Origin of the sequence: Streptomyces sp. NPDC000075 (assembly GCF_040301925.1) — a bacterium.
GTDB lineage: Bacteria > Actinomycetota > Actinomycetes > Streptomycetales > Streptomycetaceae > Streptomyces > Streptomyces polychromogenes.
Genome location: NZ_JBEPFL010000040.1, coordinates 14,263 through 41,063, shown reverse-complemented (window position 1 = coordinate 41,063; position 26,801 = coordinate 14,263). Strand labels below are relative to the sequence as shown.

23 protein-coding genes and 1 tRNA gene are annotated in these 26,801 nt (G+C 72.8%); 17 read left to right on the top strand and 7 right to left on the bottom strand.

Annotated features, from left to right (window positions below):
• Positions 1 to 4: 4 nt before the first annotated feature.
• The 5 genes from sepX (at position 5) to ABT403_RS33125 (ending at position 4,327) form a co-directional block, all read left to right on the top strand.
• Complete coding sequence (sepX, locus tag ABT403_RS33145; protein ID WP_344151328.1) at positions 5 to 1,039, top strand: divisome protein SepX/GlpR; 1,035 nt, start codon at positions 5 to 7, stop codon at positions 1,037 to 1,039.
• Between the two features lie 128 nt (positions 1,040 to 1,167).
• Positions 1,168 to 1,241, top strand: a tRNA-Ala gene (locus tag ABT403_RS33140).
• Between the two features lie 184 nt (positions 1,242 to 1,425).
• Positions 1,426 to 1,548, top strand: coding sequence for a hypothetical protein (locus ABT403_RS33135; protein WP_344151331.1), 123 nt, complete (start codon positions 1,426 to 1,428; stop codon positions 1,546 to 1,548).
• Between the two features lie 860 nt (positions 1,549 to 2,408).
• Entirely contained in the window at positions 2,409 to 2,807 is a 399-nt protein-coding gene (locus ABT403_RS33130) for a hypothetical protein (RefSeq protein WP_344151334.1), read from the top strand.
• A gap of 203 nt (positions 2,808 to 3,010) precedes the next feature.
• Positions 3,011 to 4,327, top strand: coding sequence for a CoA transferase (locus tag ABT403_RS33125; RefSeq protein WP_344151337.1), 1,317 nt, complete (start codon positions 3,011 to 3,013; stop codon positions 4,325 to 4,327).
• Positions 4,328 to 4,358: 31 nt separating this feature from the next.
• Here ABT403_RS33125 and ABT403_RS33120 read toward each other — a convergent pair whose 3' ends face one another.
• On the bottom strand, positions 4,359 to 4,874 hold the full coding sequence (locus ABT403_RS33120) for a GNAT family N-acetyltransferase (protein ID WP_344151340.1): 516 nt from the start codon (positions 4,872 to 4,874) through the stop codon (positions 4,359 to 4,361).
• Positions 4,875 to 4,912: 38 nt separating this feature from the next.
• On the opposite strand from ABT403_RS33120, the gene ABT403_RS33115 reads away from it, so the two are divergent.
• On the top strand, positions 4,913 to 5,716 hold the full coding sequence (locus ABT403_RS33115; RefSeq protein ID WP_344151343.1) for an exodeoxyribonuclease III: 804 nt from the start codon (positions 4,913 to 4,915) through the stop codon (positions 5,714 to 5,716).
• Here the strand turns inward: ABT403_RS33115 and ABT403_RS33110 are convergent.
• A complete protein-coding gene (locus ABT403_RS33110) occupies positions 5,698 to 6,390 on the bottom strand; it encodes a MerR family transcriptional regulator (protein WP_344151346.1) in 693 nt (230 codons plus the stop codon). The genes ABT403_RS33115 and ABT403_RS33110 overlap by 19 nt on opposite strands.
• Before the next feature lie 216 nt (positions 6,391 to 6,606).
• Between ABT403_RS33110 and ABT403_RS33105 the strand changes: the two genes are divergently transcribed.
• The 4 genes from ABT403_RS33105 (at position 6,607) to ABT403_RS33090 (ending at position 10,359) form a co-directional block, all read left to right on the top strand.
• Complete coding sequence (locus tag ABT403_RS33105) at positions 6,607 to 8,220, top strand: flavin-containing monooxygenase (RefSeq protein WP_344151412.1); 1,614 nt, start codon at positions 6,607 to 6,609, stop codon at positions 8,218 to 8,220.
• Entirely contained in the window at positions 8,217 to 9,188 is a 972-nt protein-coding gene (locus ABT403_RS33100) for an alpha/beta fold hydrolase (RefSeq protein ID WP_344151349.1), read from the top strand. The genes ABT403_RS33105 and ABT403_RS33100 overlap by 4 nt, the downstream gene beginning before the upstream one ends.
• A complete protein-coding gene (locus tag ABT403_RS33095; RefSeq protein ID WP_344151352.1) occupies positions 9,185 to 10,069 on the top strand; it encodes an SDR family oxidoreductase in 885 nt (294 codons plus the stop codon). Before ABT403_RS33100 ends, ABT403_RS33095 begins: the two co-directional genes overlap by 4 nt.
• 110 nt (positions 10,070 to 10,179) lie before the next feature.
• Positions 10,180 to 10,359: a hypothetical protein gene (locus tag ABT403_RS33090; protein ID WP_344151355.1), complete on the top strand. Its 180-nt coding sequence runs from the start codon at positions 10,180 to 10,182 to the stop codon at positions 10,357 to 10,359.
• Positions 10,360 to 10,471: 112 nt separating this feature from the next.
• Here the strand turns inward: ABT403_RS33090 and ABT403_RS33085 are convergent, their stop codons facing one another.
• Entirely contained in the window at positions 10,472 to 13,735 is a 3,264-nt protein-coding gene (locus ABT403_RS33085) for a S41 family peptidase (protein WP_344151358.1), read from the bottom strand.
• Between the two features lie 214 nt (positions 13,736 to 13,949).
• Between ABT403_RS33085 and ABT403_RS33080 the strand changes: the two genes are divergently transcribed.
• Both ABT403_RS33080 and ABT403_RS33075 read left to right on the top strand, forming a co-directional pair.
• Positions 13,950 to 14,528, top strand: a complete 579-nt coding sequence (locus tag ABT403_RS33080) for a TetR/AcrR family transcriptional regulator (protein WP_344151415.1) — start codon at positions 13,950 to 13,952, stop codon at positions 14,526 to 14,528.
• A 254-nt stretch (positions 14,529 to 14,782) separates the two neighbouring features.
• Positions 14,783 to 16,993: an MMPL family transporter gene (locus tag ABT403_RS33075; protein ID WP_344151361.1), complete on the top strand. Its 2,211-nt coding sequence runs from the start codon at positions 14,783 to 14,785 to the stop codon at positions 16,991 to 16,993.
• A 98-nt stretch (positions 16,994 to 17,091) separates the two neighbouring features.
• Here ABT403_RS33075 and ABT403_RS33070 read toward each other — a convergent pair whose 3' ends face one another.
• Positions 17,092 to 17,526, bottom strand: coding sequence for an SsgA family sporulation/cell division regulator (locus ABT403_RS33070; protein ID WP_344151364.1), 435 nt, complete (start codon positions 17,524 to 17,526; stop codon positions 17,092 to 17,094).
• Positions 17,527 to 17,702: 176 nt separating this feature from the next.
• Here ABT403_RS33070 and ABT403_RS33065 point away from each other — a divergent pair, with 176 nt between their 5' ends.
• The 4 genes from ABT403_RS33065 (at position 17,703) to ABT403_RS33050 (ending at position 21,609) form a co-directional block, all read left to right on the top strand.
• Positions 17,703 to 18,758, top strand: coding sequence for an energy-coupling factor ABC transporter permease (locus ABT403_RS33065; protein WP_344151367.1), 1,056 nt, complete (start codon positions 17,703 to 17,705; stop codon positions 18,756 to 18,758).
• A gap of 1 nt (position 18,759) precedes the next feature.
• Positions 18,760 to 19,521, top strand: coding sequence for a cobalt ECF transporter T component CbiQ (gene cbiQ, locus ABT403_RS33060; RefSeq protein WP_344151370.1), 762 nt, complete (start codon positions 18,760 to 18,762; stop codon positions 19,519 to 19,521).
• The gene (locus tag ABT403_RS33055) at positions 19,509 to 20,315 is read left to right on the top strand and encodes an energy-coupling factor ABC transporter ATP-binding protein (protein WP_425580103.1); all 807 of its coding nucleotides are present in this window, start codon (positions 19,509 to 19,511) and stop codon (positions 20,313 to 20,315) included. Before cbiQ ends, ABT403_RS33055 begins: the two co-directional genes overlap by 13 nt.
• A gap of 136 nt (positions 20,316 to 20,451) precedes the next feature.
• Positions 20,452 to 21,609: a serine hydrolase domain-containing protein gene (locus tag ABT403_RS33050; RefSeq protein WP_344151418.1), complete on the top strand. Its 1,158-nt coding sequence runs from the start codon at positions 20,452 to 20,454 to the stop codon at positions 21,607 to 21,609.
• A 44-nt stretch (positions 21,610 to 21,653) separates the two neighbouring features.
• Here the strand turns inward: ABT403_RS33050 and ABT403_RS33045 are convergent, their stop codons facing one another.
• From ABT403_RS33045 to ABT403_RS33035, 3 genes are all read right to left on the bottom strand, one after another.
• Positions 21,654 to 22,133, bottom strand: a complete 480-nt coding sequence (locus ABT403_RS33045; RefSeq protein ID WP_344151376.1) for a YbaK/EbsC family protein — start codon at positions 22,131 to 22,133, stop codon at positions 21,654 to 21,656.
• A 155-nt stretch (positions 22,134 to 22,288) separates the two neighbouring features.
• Complete coding sequence (locus ABT403_RS33040) at positions 22,289 to 23,944, bottom strand: penicillin-binding transpeptidase domain-containing protein (protein ID WP_344151379.1); 1,656 nt, start codon at positions 23,942 to 23,944, stop codon at positions 22,289 to 22,291.
• A gap of 91 nt (positions 23,945 to 24,035) precedes the next feature.
• Positions 24,036 to 25,802, bottom strand: coding sequence for a dolichyl-phosphate-mannose--protein mannosyltransferase (locus tag ABT403_RS33035; RefSeq protein WP_425580104.1), 1,767 nt, complete (start codon positions 25,800 to 25,802; stop codon positions 24,036 to 24,038).
• A 68-nt stretch (positions 25,803 to 25,870) separates the two neighbouring features.
• On the opposite strand from ABT403_RS33035, the gene rsmI reads away from it, so the two are divergent.
• A complete protein-coding gene (rsmI, locus tag ABT403_RS33030) occupies positions 25,871 to 26,767 on the top strand; it encodes a 16S rRNA (cytidine(1402)-2'-O)-methyltransferase (RefSeq protein ID WP_344151382.1) in 897 nt (298 codons plus the stop codon).
• Positions 26,768 to 26,801: the final 34 nt, after the last annotated feature.

Here is a 26,801-nt window from a genome sequence, read left to right as displayed (position 1 = left end):
GGGTGTGAGCAGCAGCGGCCTCATCTACGCAGTCATCGTCGGGGCCTGGGCCGCCTACTTGGTGCCCATGTGGCTCCGGAGGCAGGACGAGCTGAACGAAGCCCGTCCGACGGAACGCTTCTCCACTGCCATTCGGCTGCTTTCCGGCCGGGCGGGAATGGAGCGCCGTTACGCCAAGGGGCTGCGTGAGCGCGGTGAAGTCCAGGCGCAGCCCCAGCCCCACGCGGACCCGGAAGCGGCGACGGAAACGGTGAATTCCGTGGACGCCGACGCCCGGGCCCTCGGCGTGTCCCCGACCAGGGCCGAACCGAGATCCGCCGAGGTCGAACGGGTCGAGCGGGTCCGGCGCCAGCAGCGCCTCCAGGTCCTCGCGCGCCGCCGGCGCACCACGGCACTCCTCTTCCTCGCCTTCAGCGGCGGCGCGATCGCCGCGGCCGTGGGCGGGCTGCGCTACCTGTGGGCACCGGCCGTGCCGGCCCTCCTGCTGAGCGCGTACATCGTGCACCTGAGGGTCCAGGAGCGGCGGCGCTACGAGTTCACCATGGACCGGCGCCGCGCCGAGGCGGCCGCCCGCGCCCTGCGCGAGAGCCGCCCCCGCCACCGCGACCGCGACCCCGAGCCGGCCGGCGCCGCCGAACCGGACCCCGCGCCGCCGGTGTCCCCCCAGGAGGCCGGCCGCCGTGCCCTCGTCGAGCAGACCGACCACGCCGAGTGGGTCGACCAGCAGCGCGAGCGCGAGCGCGGGCCGGTGCGCGGCGACAGCTGGGAGCCCGTACCGGTCCCGCTGCCGACGTACGTGACCGCCCCCGTCGCCCCGCGCGCCACCGGGCCGGTCAACCCGGACGGCTGGAGCGCCACCCGTTCCAGCACCGCCGAGCCGACCAACCCGCGCCTGCGCACCCAGCCGGGCCCGGCCCCCGTCAAGCCCGACCCCAAGGCCCAGCCGGCCCCCCCGCGCCCGCGCGGCCGCGAGGCCGGGCGCACGCCGCTCTTCGACCAGTACGAGAGCGACGACCGGCCGCGCGCCGCGAACGAGTGACACCCCGGGCATCCGGCGGGTGACCTGCAGGGACCCTGCCGGCCGCCGCGACCGCGACCGGCGGGCCGCCGCCCGGGAACGCGTTTTGGAGCAGCGGCGCGGGGATGCTAATGTTTCACACGTCGCAAGGGCCTGTGGCGCAGTCTGGTAGCGCACCTCGTTCGCATCGAGGGGGTCTGGGGTTCAAATCCCCACAGGTCCACAGACGACAGTTCTTGAGTAGCTCTCAGGAATCGTCACGAGATCCCGTTCCGCCGCAAGGCGGGGCGGGATCTCGGCGTTTCCGGGGTGTGTGCCCTCGGCGGTGCCACCCGTCAATGCCGCGCGCTCGCGGCCGCGCTTCCCTTCCGCTCGCACCCTCAGCCGGGGCGAGTGCGAACCAGGCTGTGGGTTCCTCCACGACCCGCCCCTCCTTCACCAGCCGCTTCAGCCGGGACCGGGTCGTCTCCACCCGCCGCCCCTGCGAGGTATCCGAGACGTCCTCGCCGATCGCCGCAGCGATGTCCTGAGCCTTCATCGCCCGCCCGGCCCCCGCCAGCAGCACCAGCAGCCGCTCACGGGCCACCGCCAACTCAAGCGGCCCCGGACGAGACCGGCGGGGCACCGGGATCCGGGACGCCGCCGGGCGGTGCTTCGGACGTCGGCGCATCCGCGGAGTCCACGCCACCTGCCGGAGTCTGCTCCGGCGCCTGAGGTCCGGTGCTGCCGTCGTCAGCGCTCCTCGCCTGTGAGGGAACTCAGGGTCTCGCGCGTGATCGTCAGGTGGACCAGCCGTTCCTCGGCTGCGGCGACCTTCTCGCGAAGCACGGACAACTCCCGCGCACGATGGCCTCTTCCGTGTCCAGACGGCACTGGAAGCCCCAGCCAAACCTAGGGCGAGTCACAACAAGATCGCAGAAGGAGGCCGCAGATGCTCCCAAACGACCAAGGCCGCCCACCTGGCGCCCGCTGTCCTTCGCTGACAGACGACTCCCGCTCGCACTGCAGGCCACACCCTGTGCTCACAGCAGACGGCGTCAGCTGTCGCAAGTGGCGGTAGAAGGCCGGTCTGACCTGCTTCGTTCCCACGCCACCCGAAGACCCAATGTCGGTGACGCCGGATACGTTGCGCCCAAACGAGCACAGTGCTGGAGGAGCCATGCCGCCTGAGGAAACACCTCTCGCCGCACTTCTGTCCGTCATGCCCGCCCATGACGGTGCGGATGAGCAGGTGGACTGGGACGCGATGCGACGAGCTTGGGGAGTCGGATTCCCTTCCGACTACACAGCCTTCATGGCCACCTACGGCGCTGGAGGCATAGATGACGCGTTCGGCGTTTTCACTCCCGAAGCGACTACGCAGGCACCAGACGGCCCGGGGCACGGAAGCATGGCGGGTGAGACCGCCGTCATGCGGCACATATGGGCGACCGAAGGAGGCCCCGACGGTGTCAGCGCAAGCCCTGATTCCGTCATCGCCTGGGGCGGCAGCTGCGGAGCTGACATCCTCGGCTGGGTTGCCGTTGATGAGGACCCCGACAAATGGCAGGTCATCGTCTGGGAACGGCACGGCCGGCCCCACTGGAAGATCTACGACTGCGGAATGGTGGAGTTCCTCCGCCGTCTGTTCGCCGAGGGCTTCGACAAGTGCCCGCTCAGCGACGCGTCCCTCTGGGGAGAGCCCGCGCCGCACTTCGTCCACTGGCGCGAGGAGCAACGACGCTGGGAGACCGGCATCGACCCCTACACAGGCGAACCCAACCCGTACTTCGGCATGGAGTTCGACTGACCGCGCGTTCCTACCTCCAGCCCAACCACCCTGCCCACGGGAAACGATCTACGGTTGACTGGGAAGCGATCTCCGATCGCACTCAACGTGCCCTGGTCAGGTGCACTCGTGAACAGCCCACAGACGATGAAGGCCCCGTCCGGTCGGGAGATCGGACGGGACCTTCGTGTTTTCCTGAAGCGGTGTCACGTCACACTGGGCGCATGACGAGCCAGGACGGCGCTACGGCGCAAGCGTGGAAGGCACTCGGCGGGGCGGACGGGCTCGCCGGGCGGGTGGGATACCGGGGGCCGAGCGGCCTGGAGGGCCCGCTTCCGGTGAGGGAGTTGGCGCGCGCCACCGTCGGGGTGTGCGCGCTCGCGGCAGCCGAGCTGGCCGCCGTACGGGCCGGGGGGACGGCGCGGGACGCGGAGCCCGTGGTGGTGGAAGAGGGGGCCGTGGCGACGGCGTTCGTCAGCGAGCGGCATCTGCGGGTCGAGGGCCGTGCGCCGGTCAGCTTCGCGCCGCTGTCCGGGTTCTGGCGGGCGGCCGACGGGTGGGTGCGCACCCACGCCAACTATCCGCACCACGAGGCGGCCCTCGTCCGGGCGCTGGGTGTTTCCGCGACCCCGGAGGCGGTGCGCGGGGCGATCGCGGCCCGCGGTGCGGCGCAGGTGCAGGAGCTGGTCTACGCCGGGGGCGGGCTGGCCGTCGCGGTGGCGCCGGAGTACGGGGAGCCGCAGCCGCTGGTGGAGTGGGTACGGGGGGAGGCGCGCGAGCCGGCGGGCGCGGCGGCGGGCCTTCCGGCCGCCGGGGTGCGGGTGCTGGACCTGACCCGGGTCATCGCCGGTCCGGTGGCCACCCGCACGCTCGGCGTGCTGGGGGCGGACGTGCTGCGGATCGACCCGCCCGGGCTGCCGGAGGCGGACGACGCGTACGCGGACACCGGTTTCGGGAAGCGGTCCGCGCGACTGGACCTCGCGCGGCCTCAGGACCGGGCGGTGCTGGAGGGGCTGCTGGACGGGGCCGACGTGGTGGTGACGGGATACCGGCCGGGGGCGCTGGAGCGGTTCGGGCTGGGCGGGGAGCAGCTGCTGGAGCGGCGCCCGGGGCTGGTGGTGGCCGAGCTGTGCGCGTGGGGGTGGCGCGGGCCGTGGGCCGGGCGGCGGGGGTTCGACTCGCTGGTGCAGGCCGGCTACGGGATCGCCGCGCGCTGCGCGGGCCCGGACGGCGCGCCGGGAGTGCTGCCGGCGCAGGCCCTGGACCACGGGACGGGGTACCTGGTGGCGGCGGGCGTCCTGCGGGCCCTGGCCGGCGGGGCCGGGGGGCTGCTGCGGTTCTCCCTGGCGGGCACGGCGTCGTGGCTGGTGCGGGAGGTGCCCGGGGCGGGGGCCGGGGTGGCGGGGTACGAGGCCGGGCCGTGGCTGCGGGAGGCCGCTTCCGGGTACGGGGTGCTGCGGCACGCCGCGAGCCCGCTCGGGGAGTGGGGCCGGGGGCCGTCCCGGTGGGGGAGCGACCCGGCGGTGTGGCTCGGGCGGTAGGGGCCCGGGTTCCCGCCCCGGACCCCGCGCCTCACGTGCCGGCGGGGGCGTCCGGGGACGGCAGGGGCTTGGCCATGCAGAGGCTGGAGTCGTAGTGGCGGTAGTAGCCGAACTTGGCCGACGTCGCGTACCCCGACGACAGGTACAGCGCGATGGCCTCAGGCTGCTGGTCGCCGGTCTCCAGGACCATCCGCCGGCGTCCGGCCGCCGTCGCGTCGGCCTCCAGTTCGGCCAGGATGCGGCGGGCCAGCCCCTTGCCGCGGGCGCCGGGGACGACGTACATGCGCTTCACCTCGGCGTCGCCGTCGGAGTAGCCCTCGTCATTGTGATCCTGGGCACGCCAGCCGCCGCTCGCCACCGGGGTGTCCGCGGCGTCGTAGGCGAGCAGGTAGAGGCCGGCCGGCGGGGCGAACATCGCCGGGTCGAGGAAGGTGGCGTCACCCTCGCCGTCGTAGCGGGCCTGGTATTCGAGCTGTACCTGGGCGTCGAGTTTCAGCGCGTCCGGGTGGTCGTACGGTACGGCGCGCAGGTGTATCCCGTGAGACATCCGAACATCGTACGGAAGGCTGCGGTTATGGTGCTGGGATGCTCACCGTGACCTCCGTGAATGTGAATGGGATCCGCGCCGCAGCCAAGAAGGGCTTCGTGGAGTGGCTCGCCGGATCCGACGCCGACGTCGTGTGCCTGCAGGAGGTACGGGCCGAGGAAGCGCAGATTCCGGTGGAGGCCCGGGAGCCGGAGGGCTGGCACACCGTGTTCGCGCCGGCGGCCGCCAAGGGCCGGGCCGGCGTCGCCCTGTATACGCGGAACTCACCTGAACGGGTGCAGGTGGGCTTCGGCAGTGACGAGTTCGACGCGAGCGGGCGGTACCTGGAGGTCGACCTGCCCGGGGTGACGGTGGCGAGCCTGTACCTGCCCTCCGGCGAGGCCGGGACGCAGAAGCAGGAGGAGAAGTACCGCTTCATGGCGGAGTTCGACACCTACCTCCGCGAGCTTCGGGTGCGGGCCGCCGCCGACGGGCGTGAGGTCGTGGTGTGCGGTGACTGGAACATCTGCCACCAGGAGGCCGACCTCAAGAACTGGAAGACCAACCGGAAGAACGCCGGCTTCCTGCCCGAGGAGCGGGAGTGGCTCGGGAAGGTCTACTCGGAGGCCGGGTACGTGGACGTCGTGCGCGGGCTGCACCCCGACACGGAGGGCCCGTACTCGTGGTGGTCCTACCGCGGGCGGGCCTTCGACAACGACGCCGGCTGGCGCATCGACCTCCAGGTCGCGACGCCGGGGCTGGCGGCCAGGGCCGTCAAGGCGTTCGTCGAGCGGGCCGAGACGCACCCGGAGCGGTGGTCCGACCACGCGCCGGTGACCGTGGTCTACGAGCTCGGCGTCTGAGGCTCCGCAGGGGCGTGCGCGGCCGGGCCGGCGTTGCGGCGCTGGTGGAGACGGTCCATCGCCATCGTGAGTTCGGCCTCGACCACGCTCTTGGCCAGGGGACGAAGCCGGGCGACGGCCTCCTCCCCGAGGCGGGCGGTGATCAGCTCGGTGAACAGCGCCGCCAGCGCGTCCGCGTGCTCGCGCACCAGCCGGCCCGTCTCCAGTACCGCCGCGAGCGGTACGCCTTCGCGGACCAGGGCCGAGGAGGCGTCGAGCAGGCGCCGGCTGACGTGCACGATCTCCTCGCCGTCGGCGGCGAGGTAGCCGAGGTCGAGGGAGGCCGCCAGGTTCTCGGGGGTGGCCTCGCCCTCGAAGTAGTCGGCCAGGGCCTCGGGCGTCAGCCGGACGGGCGTCTCCTCCGACCAGCCCATGCCCAGCAGCTCGCCGAGCTGGCCCACGTCGCGGCCCTTCTCGAACGCGGCGGTCAGCTCTGCGATGCCGCCGAGGGTGTGGCCGCGTTCCAGCAGGGCGGCGATGGTGCGCAGCCGGGCCAGGTGCTGGTCGTCGTACCAGGCGATGCGGCCCTCACGGCGGGGTGGCGGGAGCAGCTTGCGCTCGCGGTAGAAGCGCAGGGTGCGCACCGGTATGCCGGCGGCCTCGGCCAGCTCCTGCGTCCGGTACTCGCGCGTCACAGCCGCCTCCGCCTCCACGTCCCCGGGGTCTCCACATGCGCAGCCTAGGGCGTACCCCCGGTAACTTTCCGGGCGCTACCCCTACCCATGAGTACTGGGCTGCTCTACCCTCCCGATTGTGCCAGTGATTGCTGGCAGCGTTGTGATGAGTGTGACGGCGTGGCTTGACGTGGCTGGGACGGACTGCGGAAGCGGGAGGCGGCGGGCATGAGCGGCATGGACGGGCACGGGCACGGACGCGAGCACGGACGCGAGCACGTACGGGTGGCGGTGATCGGGTCCGGATTCGGCGGCCTCGGCGCGGCCGTGCGGCTGCGGCGCGAGGGGATCACGGACTTCGTCGTCCTGGAACGGGCCGACTCCGTCGGCGGCACCTGGCGGGACAACAGCTATCCCGGGTGCGCCTGCGACGTCCCCTCGCACCTCTACTCCTTCTCCTTCGCACCCAACCCCGACTGGCCCCGCACCTTCTCCGGGCAGCCGGCCATCCGCGCCTACCTGGAACACGTCACCGACACCTTCGGGCTGCGCCCGCACATCCGCTTCGGCCACGAGGTCCTGATGATGCGCTGGGACAACGAGGAGCTGCACTGGGAGATCGACACCTCGGCGGGCGCGTTCACCGCCGACGTCGTGGTGTCGGCGACCGGGCCGCTGTCCGACCCGAAGACGCCGGACGTCCCCGGGCTGGACGGGTTCCCCGGCAAGGTGTTCCACTCCGCGCGCTGGGACCACGACTACGACCTGAGCGGCAAGCGCGTCGCGATGATCGGCACGGGCGCCTCCGCGATCCAGATCGTGCCCGCCATCGCCCCGCGGACGGAGCGCCTCACCCTCTTCCAGCGCACACCCCCGTGGGTCATGCCCCGCACCGACCGGGCCATCAGCTCCCTCGAACGCCGGCTGCACCGGCAACTGCCCTTCACCCAGGCCGCACGGCGAGGACTGCTGTGGGGGATCCGGGAACTGCAGGTCAGCGCCTTCACCAAGCGGCCCCACCAGCTCGGGCTCATCGAATCGCTGGCCAAGGCCAATATGGCGCGCTCCATCAAGGACCCGGTGCTGCGGGCCAAGCTGACGCCCTCCTACCGCATCGGCTGCAAGCGGATCCTGCTCTCCAGCGAGTACTACCCGGCGCTCGCCCGGCCGGACGTGGACCTGGTCGCCTCCGGGCTGAAGGAGATCCGGGGCTCGGTCCTGGTCGCCGACGACGGGACGGAGACCGAGGCCGACGCGATCATCTTCGGCACCGGGTTCCACGTCACCGACATGCCGATCGCCGACCGCGTCGTCGGCGCGGACGGGCAGACCCTCGCGGACACCTGGAAGGGCGGGATGCAGGCGCTGCGCGGGGCGACGGCCGCCGGCTTCCCCAACTGGATGACGATCATCGGACCGAACACCGGCCTCGGCAACAGCTCGATGATCCTGATGATCGAGTCCCAGCTGAACTACATGGCGGACTACCTGCGCCAGCTGTCCCTCCTCGGAGGCGGCGGCCGGGGCGGGCGCACCGCGCTGGCCGCCCGCCCCTCCGCCGTCAACCAGTGGAACCGGCACGTGCAGGCGCGGATGGAGCGGACGGTGTGGAACACCGGCGGCTGCACCAGCTGGTACCTGGACGCACAGGGCCGCAACACCACGGTGTGGCCGGGTACGACGGGTGAGTTCCGGCGCGCCACGTTGACGGTCGACCTGGCCGAGTACGAGGTCGTACGGGTACGGGCACGCGAGGACCAGGCCCCCCGGGTTGCGGCCGCCGCGGCCTCCGCAGCGGCCGTGACCACCGCGGGCACCGCCGTAGCCGCCGACGGCGAGGGCGAGCGGTGAGCCGCCCGCCGCACGTCACCGCCGGGCGGTACGCCCCGCCGGCCGCCGCCCGCGAACTGGTCGCCGTCTCCGCCGACGGATCCCGTCTGCACGTCGAGGTGCACGGACCCGAAGGCGCCCCGGCCGTGGTCCTCTCCCACGGCTGGACCTGCTCCACCGCCTTCTGGGCCGCCCAGATCCACGACCTGGCCCACGACCACCGCGTCATCGCCTACGACCAGCGCGGCCACGGCCGCAGCCCGGCCGCCGCCGCGTACGGCACGGACGCCCTCGCCGACGACCTGGTCGCCGTACTGGAGGCCACCCTGGAGCGTGGCGAACGGGCCGTCGTCGCCGGGCACTCCATGGGCGGCATGACCGTCATGGCCGCCGCCGGCCGTCCCCGGTTCACCGAACACGCCGCGGCCGTCCTGCTGTGCAGCACCGGCAGCTCGCGGCTGGTCGAGGAGGCGACCGTGCTGCCGCTGCGCCCCGGGCGCGCCCGGACCCGTATCACCCGGGGCCTGCTGGGGTCGCCCGCCCCGCTCGGTCCCGTCACGCCCGCCACCCGGGCGGTGCTCAAGTACGCGACCATGGGCCCGGGCTCCGCCCCCGACCGGGTGGAAGCCTGCGCCCGGATCGTGCACGCCTGCCCCGCCGGGGTGCGCCGCGCCTGGTCGCACGTCCTGGCCGGCCTCGATCTGGACGCCGGGGTGGCGGGCCTGACGGTGCCCACCGCCGTCATCGTGGGCCGCGACGACCGGCTGACCCCCGTCGTGCACGCCCGCCGGCTCGCGGCCGCGCTGCCGGACTGCGTGGGGCTGACCGAACTCACCGGGATGGGCCACATGACGCCCGTCGAGGCACCCGAAGCGGTGAGTTCCGCGGTGCGCGAGTTGACGTCCCGGTACCTGACCGCGCCGGCGACGGCCACCCCGGCGGCTCCGGCCGCGACCACCACCGAGACCGAGAAGGAGAAGACGCCGTGAGCGCTCGCAGGAGTCTGGAAGGCCAGGTCGCCGTCATCACCGGCGCCGCCCGCGGGGTCGGCGAACTGCTCGCCCGCAAGCTGTCCGCGCGCGGCGCGAAGGTCGCGCTGGTCGGGCTGGAGCCGGAGGCGCTCAAGGAGGTCTCCGAGCGGCTGCACTCCGACAGCGACCACTGGTACGCCGACGTCACCGACCACGAGGCGATGGCCCGGGTCGCGCAGGAGGTCAAGCGGCGCTTCGGCAAGGTGGACATCGTCGTCGCCAACGCGGGCGTCGCCTCCGGCGGCCCGTTCGCCGACTCCGACCCGGAAGCGTGGCGGCGGGTCATCGAGGTCAACCTGGTCGGCGGTGCGGTCACCGCCCGCGCCTTCCTGCCCGTCCTCATCGAGAGCCGTGGCTACTTCCTCCAGATCGCCTCGCTCGCCGCGATCACCCCCGCGCCGATGATGAGCGCGTACTGCGCCTCCAAGTCCGGGGTCGAGGCCTTCGCGCACTGCCTGCGCGCCGAGGTCGGCTACAAGGGCGTCAAGGTCGGCGTCGGCTACCTCTCCTGGACCGACACCGACATGGTGCGCGGCGCCGACCAGCACGACGTCATGCGCGAGCTGCGCGGCCGCCTGCCCTGGCCGGCGAACCGCACCTACCCGCTCGGGCCCGCCGTGGACCGGATCGTCGCCGGCATCGAGCGGCGCTCGGCGCACGTGTACGCGCAGTGGTGGCTGCGCGGCATGCAGGGCGTACGCGGCTACCTGCCGGCGGTCATCGCGGCGGGCGGGCAGCGCGAGATGAAGCGGTTCGAGCCCCGGCTGGCCGGCGTGCCCAAGGGGCTGGTGGGCGCGGGCGGGGCCGCCGACGAGCAGCGGCGCTCCCAGAGTCGCTAAATCGACATGGTCGGTGCCGTGACGGCGGCCGCTGATCGAAATGCGCCCTTCGTCACCCCGTGCAAGTCTGGTCGGGGCCCCACCGCCAACACCCCTCATGGAGTGCACGTATGGGTATCAAGGACCAGTTCCAGGACAAGGCGCAGGAACTCAAGGACAAGGCGCGGAAGACCCAGCAGGCCGCGAAGGACGAGGCGTCCTCGCGTGCTGGCCAGGCCGAGGAGAAGAAGCGGCAGGCGCGGCGGCCGGTCGACGACGTCCGCGACGAGCTCGACGACCGCTGGGACTAGCCGGGACCGGCTCCGCACACGGCGCCGAGGGGCGCGACCCGTACCTGATACGGGTCGCGCCCCTCTCGCTTGCGCCGGTCCGGGGCCGCGCCGGACCGGCGCGAGGCGGCGGTTACGGCCGCGGCGGCAGCTTCGGCCGGCGGCCGTCCGGGACGTCCGTGTAGCCGGGCGGGATCGCCGCCGGGTCCTGCTCCAGGAGTTCCAGCGCCAGGTACACCGCGTCGTCCAGCTGCGCGTGCCGGCCCTCCGCCCAGTCGAGCGGGGTGCGCATGATCTCCAGGTCCGGCTCCACGCCGTGGTTCTCGACCGACCACCCGTACTCCGGGAACCAGGCCGCGTTCATCGGCACCGTGATGACCGTGCCGTCCCCCAGGGTGTGCCGGCCGGTCATGCCGACCACCCCGCCCCAGGTGCGCTGGCCGACCACGGGGCCCAGGCCGAGCAGTTTGAACGCCGCGGTGATCATGTCCCCGTCCGAGGAGGTCGCCTCGTCGGCCAGGGCCACGATCGGTCCGCGCGGCGCGTTGGAGGCGTAACTGACCGGCTGCGCGTCGCGCGTCAGGTCCCAGCCCAGAATCGATCGGGTGAGTTTCTCGACGACGAGTTCACTGATGTGGCCGCCGGCGTTGCCGCGCACGTCGACGATCAGGGCGGGCCGGGACATCTCCATCCGCAGGTCGCGGTTGAACTGCGCCCAGCCCGAGCCGCCCATGTCGGGGATGTGCAGGTAGCCGCAGCGGCCGCCGCTGACCTCGCGGACCACGGCGCGGCGCTTGGACACCCAGTCCTGGTAGCGCAGCGGCCGTTCGTCGACCAGCGGTACGACCGCGACCCGCCGGGAGTGGCCCTCGCCGTCGGCCGGGGTGAACGTCAGTTCCACGGTGGTGCCCCCGGCCGCCGCGAGCAGCGGGTAGGGGCCGGCGACCGGGTCCACGGGCCGGCCGTCGACGTGGGTGAGCACCGCGCCGTCGCGGATGCCGGTGCCGGCGAGCGGGGAGCGGGCCTTGGAGTCGGAGGACTCGCCGGGCAGGATCCGTGCGACCACCCACCCCTCCTCCCGGCGCACCAGGTTGGCGCCGAGCAGGCCGATCGCCCGCTGGTAGTGGGGCGGGCCCTCGTTGCGGCGGGCGGGGGAGACGTACGCGTGCGAGGTGCCGAGTTCGCCGAGGACCTCGCGCAGCAGGTCCGCGAACTCGTCGGGGGAGGCGACCCGTTCGACGAGCGGGCGGTACTGGGTGAGCACCGCGTCCCAGTCGATGCCGCACATGTTCGGTTCCCAGAAGTACGCGCGGATGAGCCGGCCGGCCTCCTCGTACGCCTGCCGCCACTCGGCCGCCGGGTCCACCTCGTGCAGGATGCGGCGCAGGTCGAGGTAGACGGTGGAGTCGCCGTCACCCGATTCGGTGGCCGGCACGGCGCGGAGGTCACCGTCGTCGTTGACGACGAGCCGGGTGCCGTCGCCGCTGACCTCGAACCAGTCCAGACCGGAGGCCAGTTCCGTCTTGCGGGCCTTGGTCATGTCGAAGTGCTCCAGCGTGGGCTTGCCGCTGGTGTCGGCCGGGTTGGCGAAGGTCTCGCCGAGCGCGCCGGAGATGGGCCAGCGCAGCCACACCAGTCCGCCGCCGTGGACGGGGTGCAGGGCCGAGTACTTCGAGGCGGTGACGGGGAAGGGCGTGACCCGGCTCTCCAGGCCCTCGACCTCCACGGTCACCGTCCCGTCGCCCTCCCCGGGTTCCCCCTCGACGGGGTCGAGCCCGCCCGCCGCCGGGCGGCCGTCGGGGGAGAAGGCGAACGGGGAGGGGGTGGCGGAGGACAGGGGCACCAGGTAGGGGCGGCAGCCCAGCGGGAAGGACAGGTCGCCGGTGTGGACGTCGTACACCGGGTCGAAGCCGCGCCAGGACAGGAAAGCGAGGTAACGGCCGTCCCGGGTGAAAACCGGGTTCTCGTCGACGAAGCGGCCGTTGGTGACGTCGACGACGGCGCGTGCGCCCGGCCCGGAGATCTTCGCCATCTTGATCTGCCGCAGCGAGCGGCCGATGCCGGGGTGCGACCAGGTCAGCCAGCAGCCGTCGGGGGAGAAGGCGAGGTCGGTGACCGGCCCGTTGATGGAGCGGATCAGCTCGGTGACCTCGCCGTCGGACTCCTCCGTCGCGTCGAGGAGCAGCAGCCGTCCGTCGTTGGAGGCGATGGCGAGCCGTTCGCCGGCCGGGTCCGACAGCAGTTCGGTGACGTGGCCCAGCTCGCCCGAGGCGAGCCGGCGCGGTTCGCGCTCCCCGGAGGCGCGGGGGAGGTAGGCGATCTCGATGGCGTCCTCGCCCTCGGCGTCGGTGACGTAGGCGACCTGGCCGCCGCCGCCGAGCATCTCGGGGAGGCGGACCCGTACGCCGGGGGTGTCGGCGATGGTGCGGGCCGGGCCGTCGCGGTGGGTGAGCCAGTACAGGCTGCCGCGGACGACGACGGCACTGGCCCGGCCGGTGGTGTCGACGGACAGCGAGTCGACGTTGCTGGCCGCGGGCACCTGGTACGTACGCCGTCCCGCGCGCGGGCCGCCGAGGCGGACGTCGAGCCTGCGCGGGGAGGCGTCCTCGTCGAGGGAGTCCACGAGCCAGAGGTCGCCGGCGCACTGGTAGACCACGCGGGAGCCGTCGCTGGAGGCGTGGCGGGCGTAGAACTCGTCGTGGTCGGTGTGGCGGCGCAGGCCGGTGCCGTCGGGCAGGCAGGAGTAGAGGTTGCCGACGCCCTCGTGGTCGGAGAGGAAGGCGATGCGGCCGCCGACGAACATCGGCGCCTCCAGGTGGCCCTCGATGTCCTCCAGCAGGCGCTTGCCGTGCAGCCAGAGCCGTCCGGTGGCGCCGCCCCGGTAGCGCTTCCAGGCGGCGGGCTCGTGCGGGGGCTTGCCGGTGAGCAGCAGGCTGCGGTGTTCGCCGTCGGTGTCGGCGACCTGGATGTCGGAGACCGGGCCCCAGGGCAGGCGGCCGCCGGGGCTGCCGTCCGTGGGCAATTTGTAGGCCCAGGAGTAGTAGGAGAACGGCTGTCCGTGGGAGGAGACGGCGAGGACGTTGCCGTCGGGGTCCCAGCCGCAGACGCGGGTGTCGGTGGAGCCCCAGTAGCTGAGCCGGCGCGCGGGCCCGCCGTCCACGGGGGCGAGGTGGATCTCGGGGTCGAGGCTGCGCCAGGTGGTGAAGGCGATGTGCCGTCCGTCGGGGGAGAAGCGCGGGTGGCCCACCCGGGTGCGGTCGACGGTGATCCGCCAGGCCCGGCCGGGGCTGTGGCCTGCGGGGACCAGGGGGGCGACCCACAGATCGTCCTCGGTGGCGAAGCACAGGAGTTCGTCGTGCAGGTGCGGGAAGCGGAGGTACGCGACGTCGTGACTCACCCCACAATGCTTTCCGCGCCAGGGGGGCCCGGCAACTCGTACAGGTGCTCCATCGGGTGTGCGCGGGCGCGACCGGTGTGTGACCGACGCCACCGCCGAAGCGAAACGGAACGGTTTCGTTTCGTTAAGCGTGCCGGTAGGCTCTCAGGTGTACGAAACCGTTTCGTTCGGATGGGTGGTCGTGATGAAGGGAAGCTGCCGGGTCACCGACGCGATGTCGGCGCGGCGCAGCCGGATCACCCCCGAGCGGGAGGCCGAACTCCACGGGGCGGTCCTCGACCTCCTGCGCGAGGTCGGCTACGAGGCGCTGACCATGGACGCGGTCGCCGCCCGTACGAAGTCCAGCAAGGCCACCCTCTACCGCCAGTGGGGGAGCAAGCCGGAGCTGGTCGCGAAGGCCCTTCGATGTACCCAGCCGGTCTCCCTCAGGGAGATCGACACGGGCACCCTGCGCGGGGACTTCGCCCGTATGGTCGCGCACTCCGACGACGCGCAGATGGCCAAGGACACCGCGCTCATGCGGGGTCTGGCCCATGCCGTCCACGAGAGCCCGGAGCTGCACCGGGCGCTGCGCGAACTGCTCGTCGACCCGGAGATCAACGGTCTCCAGGCCATGCTCCGGCGTGCGGTGGAGCGGGGCGAGGTCCGTCCGGACTGTCCGGCGCTGGACTTCGTACCGCACATGCTCATCGGGGCGTTCATCGCGCTCCCGCTGATCGAGGACCGGTCCGTCGACCGGGTGTTCCTCACCCAGTTCATCGACGCCGTGGTCTTCCCCGCCCTCGGCGTCTGAGTCCCCAGTCACTCCCCAGCTACTCCCCAGCGCTTCCTGAGCGCCGGCGGGTACTGTCCGGTTCCGCCAGCGCCGGCTGTACCCCACGGGGCCGCCGCCCGCACTCCCCGCACCCCAGCAAGACCGCCTGCTGCTCCTGACACGCCGCTCTCGTCGTCGGGCCGGCTCTACACGCCCTGATCCGCCCGTGCGCGCCCCCGCGGTCCGCACGGGCGCAGGATCCATCCCACGACCTGAAACGGGAGAACCACGACGTGGCCACCTTCCTCTACCGGCTCGGGCGCGGCGCCTTCAGGCGCCGCGGCCTCGTCGCCCTCATATGGGTGGCGCTGCTGTTCGCCGCGGGCTTCGGCGCCGCGACGGCCGCCGCGCCGACCTCCGGTTCGTTCTCGATCCCCGGCACGGAGGCCCAGAAGGCCTTCGACCTGCTGGACAAGAAGTTCCCGGGCATGTCCGCCGACGGCGCGACCGCCCGTATCGTCGTCAAGGCCCCGGCCGGCGCCAAGGTCACCGACCAGGGCCCCAAGTCCGAGGTCCAGAAGCTGATCTCGGGCCTGAAGCAGGGCGAGGGCGCCGCGCAGGTCGCCACCGTCGACGACCCGTACCAGATGCAGGCGGTGAGCCAGGACGGCTCCACCACCTACATCACGGTGAAGTACAAGGTCAGCGGCATGGAGCTGAAGGACGTCACGCGTGACGCCCTCAAGGACTCCGGGCACGACGCGCAGAAGGCCGGCCTCCAGGTGGAGATCGGCGGCGACGCGCTGATGGAGGCCCCCGAGACGGGCTCCGGCGAGGCCATCGGCATCCTGATCGCCGGCATCGTCCTGGTCATCACCTTCGGCTCGCTGGTCGCGGCCGGGCTGCCGCTGCTGACCGCGCTGATCGGCGTCGGCATCGGCGTCTCCTCGATCACCGCGCTCGCCAACGTGCTGGACCTCGGCTCCACCACCTCCACACTCGCGATGATGATCGGCCTCGCGGTCGGCATCGACTACGCGCTGTTCATCGTCTCCCGCTACCGCGTGGAGCTCGCCGAGGGCCGTGAGCGCGACGAGGCCGCGGGCCGCGCCGCCGGAACCGCCGGGTCCGCGGTCGTCTTCGCCGGTCTGACCGTGGTCATCGCCCTGGTGGGCCTGGCCGTCGTCAACATCCCGATGCTGACCAAGATGGGTGTCGCGGCCGCCGGAACGGTGGTTATCGCGGTGCTCGTCGCCCTGACGCTGGTCCCGGCCATCCTCGGTTTCGCGGGCAAGAAGGTGCTGCCCGCCGGCCAGAAGAGCAGGCTCTTCGGCAAGGGCCGTCCGGCCGGCGCCGAGGCGAAGCCGAACGGCGGCACCCGCTGGGCCCGCTTCGTGCTGCGCCGCCCGGTGATGGTGCTGCTGATCGGTGTGATCGGCCTGGGCGCGATCGCGGTGCCGGCGAGCAAGCTGGAGATGGGCCTGCCGGACGACGGCTCCAAGCCGGTCTCCACCAGCCAGCGCAAGGCGTACGACATGCTGTCCGAGGGCTTCGGCCCCGGCTTCAACGGTCCGCTGATGGTGGTCGTGGACGGCGACAAGGCGCTCGCCGACAAGACCGTCGACCGGATCAAGGGGCTGGAGGGCGTGGTCGCGGTGACCCCGCCGCACCAGAACGAGGCCAAGGACGCCGCTGTCATCAGCGTGATCCCGAAGGAGCGCCCGTCCTCGACCGAGACCGAGAGCCTGGTCCACAAGATCCGCGAGGGTAACGGCGGCGACGTGTTCGTCACCGGTGCGACCGCGATGAACATCGACTTCTCGCAGAAGATGAACGACGCGCTGCTGCCCTACCTGGCGCTCGTGGTCGGCCTGGCGTTCCTGCTGCTGATGCTGGTGTTCCGCTCGATCCTGGTTCCGCTGAAGGCGGCCCTCGGCTTCCTGCTGTCGGTCGTCGCGGCCCTCGGCGCGGTCGTCGCGGTCTTCCAGTGGGGCTGGCTCGGCTCCGTGTTCGGGGTGGAGCAGACCGGTCCGATCATGTCGATGATGCCGATCTTCATGGTGGGTGTCGTCTTCGGCCTGGCGATGGACTACGAGGTCTTCCTCGTCACCCGGATGAGGGAGGCGTACGTCCACGGCGAGCGCCCGGGTCAGGCCGTGGTGACGGGCTTCCAGTTCAGCGCCCGTGTGGTCGTGGCCGCCGCCGTCATCATGATCGCCGTCTTCTCCGGCTTCCTGGGTGCCAGCGACGCGATGGTCAAGATGATCGGCTTCGGCCTGGCCGTCGCGGTCCTCTTCGACGCCTTCGTGGTGCGCATGGCGATCGTGCCGGCGGTGCTGGCGCTGCTCGGCCACAAGGCCTGGTGGCTGCCGGGCTGGCTGGACCGGATCCTGCCCAACGTGGACGTGGAGGGCGAGAGCCTGCGCAAGCACCTCGGGGAGTCCGGCGCGGAGGCCGGGTCCCCGGAGGACCCCGACAAGCGGCGCGAGCTGGTCAACGCCTGACCAGACGCCCGCGCGCGGCTAATGCCTTAATGGCGCCGCGAAGCATGTGACGAAAGGCCCCGCATCTGGAACCCCAGGTGCGGGGCCGCTCGCGTCCGCTACGCCGTACGGGTGGCCGCGGGTCGCGCGGGGGTGCCCGGTCTCGTGCCGCCGGCGGTGGGTGCGGCGTACGTACGGCGCAGGAAGCGGCGCAGGACCGCGCTGTCGAACTGGATGACGGCGACACCCTCGGGGGAGTGGAACTCCACCACCGCCTGGACCCGGCCGCAGGGCCAGACCCGTACGTCGCCCGTCCCGGTCGGCGCGAGCAGTCCGGCTTCCAGGAGGGCGCGGGGGAAGACCCACTCGTTGTCGGTGCCCTCGGGGGACAGCTCGGCGGGGAAGACGATCCGTACGGCCAGGGGCTCGGCGGGGGTGAACCGCAGGGCGACCGGGATAGCGCGGTAGAGGGGGTCGTCGGTGATCACGCGGGCGCTGACCCGCTCGTCGACGGCCACGGCGGTGGCTGGTGGATTCTCGGCGGTGGCTGACATCGACCGGACTCCTCGAATCGGAACGTTGACGTCCGTTTGCCCGTCCAGCCTCGCACATTCCCACGAAACCGCACGTATGTATTTGTGCGGCGCCAGCTCTTGCCAATCGTTTGCAAGTGGGCACTACTCTTGAACGGTTAAACACTCATGTGAGGAAGAGGAAGCGGAGCCGCTCCATGCACGTGCCCGACGGATTCATCGACGCGCCCGTCTCGGTGGCCGCAGGAGTGGCGGCCACCGCCGCTGTCGCGGTCAGCCTGCGCGGCGCCCGCCGCGAGCTCGACGAACGCACCGCCCCCCTGGCCGGCCTCGTCGCCGCCTTCATCTTCGCCGTGCAGATGCTGAACTTCCCCGTCGCCGCCGGCACCAGCGGCCACCTCCTCGGCGGCGCGCTCGCCGCGATACTCGTCGGCCCCTACACCGGCGTGCTCTGCGTCTCCGTCGTCCTGCTGATGCAGGGCATCCTCTTCGCCGACGGCGGCCTGACCGCGCTCGGCGTCAACATCCTGAACATGGCCGTGGTGACCGTCCTCGTCTCCTACGCCGTCTTCCGCGTCCTGCTGAAGCTCCTGCCCGCCGGCCGGCGCTCGGTCACCGTCGCCGCCTTCGCCGGAGCCCTGCTCTCGGTGCCCGGCGCGGCCGTGATGTTCACCCTCCTCTACGCCCTCGGCGGCACCACCGACGTCCCGATCGGCAAGGTGTTCACCGCCATGGTCGGCGTCCACGTGCTCATCGGCATCGGGGAGGCCCTGATCACCGCCGCCACCGTCGGCGCCGTGATCGCCGTACGGCCCGACCTGGTCCACGGCGCGCGCGGCCTGGCCGCCCCGCTGAAGCTGCGCGTCGGCGGCGAGCTCGTCGACGCCCCCGCCGCCGCCCCCGTCCCGGCCGCCGCCCGCTCCACCCGCAAGCTCTGGCTGACCGGCCTGGCCACCGCCCTCGTGCTCGCCGGGTTCGTCTCCTTCTACGCCTCCAGCAGCCCCGACGGCCTGGAGAAGGTCGCCGCCGACAAGGGCATCGACGCCAAGGCGCGGGCGCACGCCAGCGCCGACTCCCCGCTCGCCGACTACAGCGTCAAGGACGTCGACGACGCCCGCCTGTCCGGCGGCCTGGCCGGCGTCATCGGCGTCGGCGCGACCGTCGCCGTCGGCAGCGGGATCTTCTGGACCGTGCGCCGCCGCCGCGCCCAGGACCTGACCGCGTCCTCCACGGCCGCCCCGTCGGCGAGCTGACATGGGGGCGGGTCACGCGCACAAGCTCTACCGACACGGGCACTCGCCCGTGCACGAGCTGCCGCCGCACTGCAAGATCGCCGCGACCGCCGGCTTCGTGGTCGTCGTCGTGTCGACACCGCGCGAGGCGATGTGGGCCTTCGGCCTGTACGCCCTCCTGGTCGCCGCCGTCGCGGCGGCGGCCCGGATCCCCGCCGGGTTCCTGCTGCGGAGGCTGCTGATCGAGGTGCCGTTCGTGCTGTTCGCCGTGCTCATGCCCTTCGTGTCGCAGGGCGAGCGGGTGGACGTCCTCGGCATGTCCCTGAGCGTCTCCGGGCTGTGGGGCGCCTGGAACGTGCTCGCCAAGGGCACCCTCGGCGTGGCCGCCTCCGTGCTCCTCGCCTCCACCACCGAACTGCGTGCGCTGCTGCTGGGCCTCCAGCGGCTGAAGCTCCCGCCGCTGCTCGTGCAGATCGCCTCGTTCATGATCCGGTACGGCGACGTGATCACCGACGAGCTCCGCCGGATGTCCATCGCCCGGCGCTCGCGCGGCTTCGAGGCGCGCGGCATCCAGCACTGGGGGGTGCTCGCCAAGACCGCCGGCGCCCTGTTCATCCGCTCCTACGAGCGCGGCGAGCGGGTCTACCTCGCGATGGTCAGCCGCGGCTACGCCGGTTCCATGCCGGTGATCGACGACGTGACGGCCACCCGCGCCCAGTGGGCGTACTCGGCCGTGCTCCCGGTGACGGCGCTCGCCGTCTGTCTGATGGGATGGACGCTGTGACCGCTCCTTCCGCCTCTAATGCATCCACTACCTCTGGTGACGTTAGCCCCGCGCCCTCCCTGGAGGTCTCCGGAGTCGCCTACGCCTACCCGGACGGGCACCAGGCCCTCTTCGGGGTCGACCTCACCGTCGGGCGCGGCGAGCGCGTCGCCCTCCTCGGACCCAACGGCGCCGGGAAAACCACCCTGGTCCTGCACCTCAACGGCATCCTGGGCGGCGGCGTCGGCTCCGTCACCGTGGCCGGGCTGCCCGTGGAGAAGCGCAACCTCGCCGAGATCCGCCGGCGCGTCGGCATCGTCTTCCAGGACCCCGACGACCAACTGTTCATGCCGACCGTCCGTGAGGACGTGGCCTTCGGCCCGGCGGCCGCCGGCCTGCGCGGCGCCGAACTGGAGACCCGCGTCCGCGAGGCCCTCGAACAGGTCGGCATGGCCGGCTTCGCCGACCGCCCCCCGCACCACCTGTCCTTCGGGCAGCGGCGCCGGGTGGCCGTGGCGACCGTACTCGCGATGCGGCCCGAGATCCTCGTCCTGGACGAGCCCTCCTCCAACCTCGACCCCGCCTCGCGCCGCGAGCTGGCCGACATCCTGCGCGCGCTGGACGTCACCGTGCTGATGGTGACGCACGACCTGCCGTACGCCCTGGAGCTCTGCCCGCGCTCGGTCATCCTCAGCGAGGGGGTCATCGCCGCCGACGGACGCACCCGCGACCTGCTGTGCGACGAGGAGCTGATGGGCGCGCACCGGCTGGAGCTGCCGTTCGGCTTCGATCCGCGGTCGGTGGCCACGGCGTAACCCGCCCGGAGGAGAGCCGGAGCGGAGCCGGTGGGGTGCCTGTGGGGCGCCGGTGCCCTGCCTGAGACGGGCCGGAGTGCCGGCGGGGGTCTCGTAGGCGCGGCATAAGCGCAGGTCTTCGGTTGTTGGGGTGCTCGTGAACATCCAGGGTGTGGTGACCGAGGGCTTCGAGCCCGTACGTGAGGCCTTCGCGCGCAACTTCGAGGTCCTCGGGGACCGGGGCGCGGCCGTGACCGTGTACCGCGACGGCCGCAAGGTCGTCGACCTGTGGGGCGGCACGAAGGACGCGGACGGCACCGAGCCCTGGGCCGAGGACACCGTGACGATCGTGCGGTCCGCGACCAAGGGCGTGGCGGCGGCCGTCCCGCTGCTGCTGCACCAGCGCGGGCTGCTGGACCTGGACGCCCCCGTGAGCTCGTACTGGCCGGAGTTCAAGGCCGGGGGCAAGGAGCGGACGCTGGTCCGCCACCTGCTCGCGCACCAGGCCGGCGTCCCCGCCCTGGACCGGGGCCTGACGACGGCGGAGGCCGCAGACGGCGTGTCGGGTGCGCGTGCGGTCGCCGCGCAGCAGGCGTTCTGGGAGCCGGGCAGCGCGCACGGCTACCACGCGCAGACCTTCAGCTGGCTGGTCTCCGAGCTGGTACTGCGGGCCACGGGGCGGACCGTCGGCGGGATCCTGGCCGAGGAGATGGCCGAGCCGCTGGGGCTGGACTTCTGGATCGGGCTGCCGGAGGGCGAGGCGCACCGGGTGGGCCGGGTGGCGCCGGTCGAGCCGCCGCCGGGTGCGGGACTGCTGAAGACGCGGCCGAGGAGAAACGTTTCGGAGGCGTATGCCGACCCGGAGTCCCTCACCCGCCGCGCCTTCGCCGCCATCGACCCGCAGCCGGACGAGAACGATCCCGTCTACCAGGCGGCGGAACTCCCCGGCTCGGCCGGCATCGGCACGGCGCGCGCCCTGGCCCGGTTCTACGCCGCGACCATCGGGGTGGTGGAGGACGGGGCGCGTATCTTCACGCCGGCGACGACCGCGCTGGCCGGCACCGAGTTCGCGGCGGGACCGGACCGGGTGCTGGTCGTGGGGACCCGCTTCGGGCCGGGCTACATGCTGCACGGGCCGGCGTCCCCGCTGCTGTCCCCGGCCTCCTTCGGCCACCCGGGCCGCGGCGGCTCGCTGGCCTTCGCGGACCCGGAGGCGGGCGTCGGCTTCGGCTACGTCACCAACGCGCACGCCAAGTCGGTGACCGCCGATCCGCGCGCGCAGGCGCTGGTGCGGGCGTTGCGCGGCTGCCTGTAGAGATTTGTCGCTTTGGCGCTTTTCGCGGGAACGCCGGCCGTCCGTCAGTTCCGTTCGCGGACGTCGGCCAGTTCGGCGGCGGCGTGCGTGACGAGTTCGCGCGGGGGCATCGGGAACACGGTGTGCGGGGTGCCGGCCGCCGCCCAGACCACGTCGTGCTCCAGCAGGCCCCGGTCCGCCAGGACGCGGGTGCGGGTGCGGTGGCCGAAGGGCGGGACGCCGCCGATGGCGTAGCCGGTGGTCTCGCGGACGAGTGCCGCGTCGGCGCGGGTGACTTTCGCGGCGTCGAGTTGACGCCGCACCGCCTCGACGTCGACCCGTGAGGCCCCGTCCATGAGGACCAGGACCGGGACGCCGTCCGCCGCGAAGATCAGTGACTTCACGATCTGGCTGAGTTCGCAGCCGATCGCGGCCGCGGCGTCGGCGGCGGTGCGGGTGCCTTCGGGGAAGGTGCGGATGGCGAGGTCGAGGCCGAGGTCGGTGAGGGCCCGGGCGAACAGGGGGTGCGGGGTGCTCGTCGTCATGGCGGGACGCTAACGCCCTGCCGGGCCGCAGGCGAGGTGTTTTGTCCCCGACCCGCCCTCCCCCCGTTCCCCGGAGCTCCGCCCTGGACCCCGACGGCCGGACTCCGACCCCGGACCCCGGCCCCGTACCCGCGCCCCGGCCCGCCTCCCGGCCGTCAGGAGGCGTTGAGGACGGTGGCGACGATCGGGCCCGCCGCGTCGCCGCCGTGGCCGCCGCCCTCGACCATGGCCGCCGCCGCCACGTCGCCGCTGTAGCCCGTGAACCAGCTGTCCGGGGCGGCCGCGCCGTCGACCTCCGCCGAGCCGGTCTTCGCCCCCTTGTCGGATCCATGGACCGGAGCCATCGCCTTCGCCGCCGTCCCGCTCGACGCCGTCTGCCGCATCATCCGCACCAGCTGCGCCGACACCCCCGGCGCCAGCGAGCGCGGGGCGGTGGCCAGGGAGCGGCCGTCCAGGGAGGCCTTGACCAGGACCGGCTGGCGGAACACGCCGGTGCGGGCGGTCGCCGTGACGGAGGCCATGTTCAGCGGGTTCATCTGGATCGCGCCCTGGCCGATGTATTCGGCGGCGGCGGCCGCACCCGAGGTAACCGGAACGGTGCCGTCCTGCGAGGGGATGCCCGTCTTCCAGTCCAGCCCGATCCCGAAGGCCTCCTTGGCCGTCCTCGGCAGCGCGCCGTTGTCCTTCACGTCGTCGATCAGGCTGACGAAGGCGGTGTTGCAGGACCGGGCGAAGCTGGTCGAGAAGGGCTGGCCCTGGAGCGAGAAGCCGTCCTGGTTGCGGAAGACCTTCCCGTCCCACGAGGCGCTCGGCGGGCAGGCGGCCGGCCGGTCGGCGGCGACCAGGCCCTTCTCCAGCAGCATGGCCGCCGTCACGATCTTCATCGTGGAGCCGGGCGCCCGCCGCCCCAGCATCGCCGCGTTGAAGCCGTCCTGCCGGTGGTTGGCCACCGCCAGGATGTCGCCGGTGCTGGGCTGGACGGCGACGACCGAGGCCTCGGCGTACTGGCCGACCGCCTTCTCCGCCGCCGCCTGCACGTCGGCGTCGAGGACGGTCTGGAGCTGTCCCGGCCTGCCCTCGACCAGCGTCGCCAGGGTCCGCTTGGGGGCGTCGGCGGTGGCCGGTTCGATCCACACCTCGACGCCTGGGGTGCCGCCCGCCTTCTCCCCGTACGTCTTGCGCAGCGCGTCCAGCACCGGCCGCAGCGACGGGTACCGCTCGGGGGTGAGTTCCTTGCCGTTGCGGTCCACGGCCTTGACCGGCGGGCTGGCCGGGGTGCCGGCGCGCAGCCGTTCGTCCTTCTGGAGCTGCGGGTGGATCACCGACGGCTGCCAGTCGACGAGCGGCTTGCCGCTGCTGGCGCCGCGGACGACGGTCAGCTGCGAGTCGTAGGCGAACGGCTTGGCCGTTCCGTCGTGGGCGATCTCGGCCTCGACCTTGAAGGGCACGGTGGTGCCGTTCGGGGTGCCGGGCGTGATGACGGCCTTGGAGACGAGCGCCTTGGCCCTGAAGTCGGCCACCGCGGGCTGTGCGGCCTGCGCGTTGTTGGTCAGGGCGGCGGCCGTGGAGGCGTCGCCGGCCGCCCACGCGGCCAGGAAGTCCTTGGCCACCTCGGCCGCCTCCCGGTCGGTGACCGGCCCGGTCGTCTTCTGCGCCGTCGCCGAACCGTTCTTCCCCGCCCCGGCCCCGCTCCCGCCCGGGCCGGTGCGATCGCCGCTGTCACCCACCAGGGTGACCACCCCGTACGCCGCACCGCCGGCCATCGCCAGGAACACCCCGCCGACGATGGCACCCTTCGCCGCCCCGTTCACTACGTCCCCTCCCCAGGAGCCACGGTTCCCTGAACGTGTTCAAAGAGCCTGTGGGGCACACCTTACGCGTGGGTAAAGGGCCGGATCCAGGTCAGATCCACGTATCCAGCCACATCCGGCCACGCCACGAGTCCATGGGCAGGGTCTGGCCGGTGTAGATCGGCCAGAAATAGATGAAGTTCCAGACGATCAGGAGGACCAGCACGCCCGCCCCGATCGCCCCCAGCGCCCGGCGCCGCTCCGAGGATCCCGAAGGCCCCAGCAGGGCGCCGGTCATCATCGCCACCGCCAGGCACAGGTAGGGGACGAAGACCACCGCGTAGAAGTAGAAGATGGTCCGCTCCTGGTAGTTGAACCAGGGCAGCAGGCCCGCGCCCAGCGCGCACGCGATCGCCCCGGCCCGCCAGTCGCGCCGGAAGAACCACCGCCACAGCACGTACAGCAGCGCGAAACAGCCCGCCCACCACAGCAGCGGGGTGCCCAGCGCCAGTACCTCGCGGGCGCACTTGCCCGCCTCGGTCGCCGGACAGCCGTCGGTGCCGGGGGAGGGGGACTCGTAGAAGTAGGAGACGGGCCGCCCCAGGATCAGCCAGCTCCACGGGTTGGACTCGTAGGTGTGGCCGGAGGTCAGGCCCACGTGGAACCTGTAGACCTCCGTCTCGTAGTGCCACAGGCTGCGCAGCCACTCCGGCAGGAAGGAGAAGGCGCTGTCCTGGTCGTTCTTGGCCGCCCAGTCGCGGAAGTAACCGCCCTTGCCGTCGTCCGGGCTCAGGATCCAGCCGAGCCAGGAGGTCAGGTACACGGCGATCGCCACGGGCACCGTCGACAGGAAGGCGGGCAGCGCGTCGCGGCGCAGCATCGCCGCGTACGGGGCGCCGGCGCCCGCGGTGCGGCGCGCGGCCGCGTCCCACAGCACGGTGAGCACCCCGAAGAAGGCCAGCACGACCAGGCCGTTCCACTTGGTGCCGAACGCCAGGCCCAGGCAGACGCCGGCCAGCAGCCGGTACGGGCGCCAGCCCAGGCGCAGGGTCTCCGCGACGTCCGCGTCCGGGCGGGCGCGGCCCTCCTCGTCGACGGGCAGCGCCGCGGCGAGCCGGGCCCGTGCCTTGTCGCGGTCGACGACCAGCGCCCCGAAGGCGGCCAGGACGAAGAACATCAGCACCAGGTCGAGCAGGGCGGTGCGGCTCATCACCAGGTGCAGGCCGTCGACCGCCAGCAGTCCGCCCGCCAGGCAGCCGAGGAAGGTGGAGCGGAACAGGCGCCGGCCGATGCGGCAGAGCATCAGCACGGACAGGGTGCCGAGCAGTGCCGTCATGAACCGCCAGCCGAACGGGTCGAACCCGAACATCCACTCGCCGAGCCCGATCACCCATTTGCCGACCGGCGGGTGCACCACGTAGCCGGGGTCGGACGGCAGCGGGACGGCGTCGGGGTTCGCGAGGATCGACTTGTCGACATCCTTGGGCCAGCTGGCCTCGTAGCCCTGCCGGATGGTGGCCCACGCGTCCTTGGCGTAGTACGTCTCGTCGAATATCACCGCCTTCGGGCTGCCCAGGTGGGTGAACCGCAGCACGCCCGCCACGAGCGTCACCAGCAGCGGACCCACCCACGCCATGGCCCGCTCCCAGGCGCGCCGGCTCGCCTCCGGGATCCCGAGCGCCGCCCAGAGCTGGGCGGACGGCCGGGCGTACGGGGGCACGAGGCGGGTGCGGACATCGGCCGCCGGCGCGGCGGGCAGGTAGCCGAACCCCCGCAGGCGGCGCAGCCACACGGGCGGCTCGTGCTCGGGGCCGCCTCCGCCCGGCGGAACGGGCGGGGCCCCCGCGGGGCTGGGCGGCGGCGTCGCGGTACTGGTCACCGGGTCATCGTAGGGAACGCCCCTGTGCGAGCCCCAGTCCCCACGAGCCCCAATGAGAGGATGAGGCGGTGACAGCAGACCAGCCCCGCGCCGACCGTTCCCCCTCCAGCGACGGCGTACTCGTCCTCGCCGGGACCCCGATCGGCGACCTCGCCGACGCCCCGCCCCGGCTCGCCGCCGAGCTGGAACGGGCCGACGTGATCGCCGCCGAGGACACCCGGCGGCTGCGCCGGCTCACCCAGGGCCTCGGCGTGCACACCACCGGGCGCGTCCTGTCGTACTTCGAGGGCAACGAGTCCGCCCGCACCCCCGAGCTGGTCGAGGCCCTGGAGGCGGGCCGGCGGGTGCTGCTGGTGACCGACGCCGGCATGCCCTCGGTCTCCGACCCCGGCTACCGGCTGGTCGCCGCCGCCGTCGAGAAGGACCTTCGCGTCACGGCCGTCCCCGGACCCTCCGCCGTCCTCACCGCGCTCGCGCTCTCGGGGCTGCCCGTGGACCGCTTCTGCTTCGAGGGGTTCCTGCCGCGCAAGGCGGGCGAGCGCCTCGGCCGGCTCCGTGAGGTGGAGGGCGAGCGGCGCACGCTCGTCTACTTCGAGGCCCCGCACCGGCTCGACGACACCCTCGCGGCCATGGCCGAGGTGTTCGGCGCCGACCGGCGGGCCGCCGTGTGCCGGGAGCTCACCAAGACGTACGAGGAGGTCAAGCGCGGCGGCCTGGGCGCGCTGGCCGCATGGGCCGCCGAGGGCGTGCGCGGAGAGATCACGATCGTCGTCGAGGGCGCCCCGGCCGCGGGCCCCGCCGACCTGGACGACGAGGAGCTGGTGCGCAGGGTGCGGGTGCGCGAGGAGGCGGGCGAGCGGCGCAAGGAGGCCATCGCGGCGGTGGCGGCCGAGGCCGGGGTACCCAAGCGCGAGGTCTTCGACGCGGTCGTCGCGGCAAAGAATGCGGCACAAAAGATGCCGTAGATCGGTAAAGGGCTAACCTGAAAAGCAAAGCTCA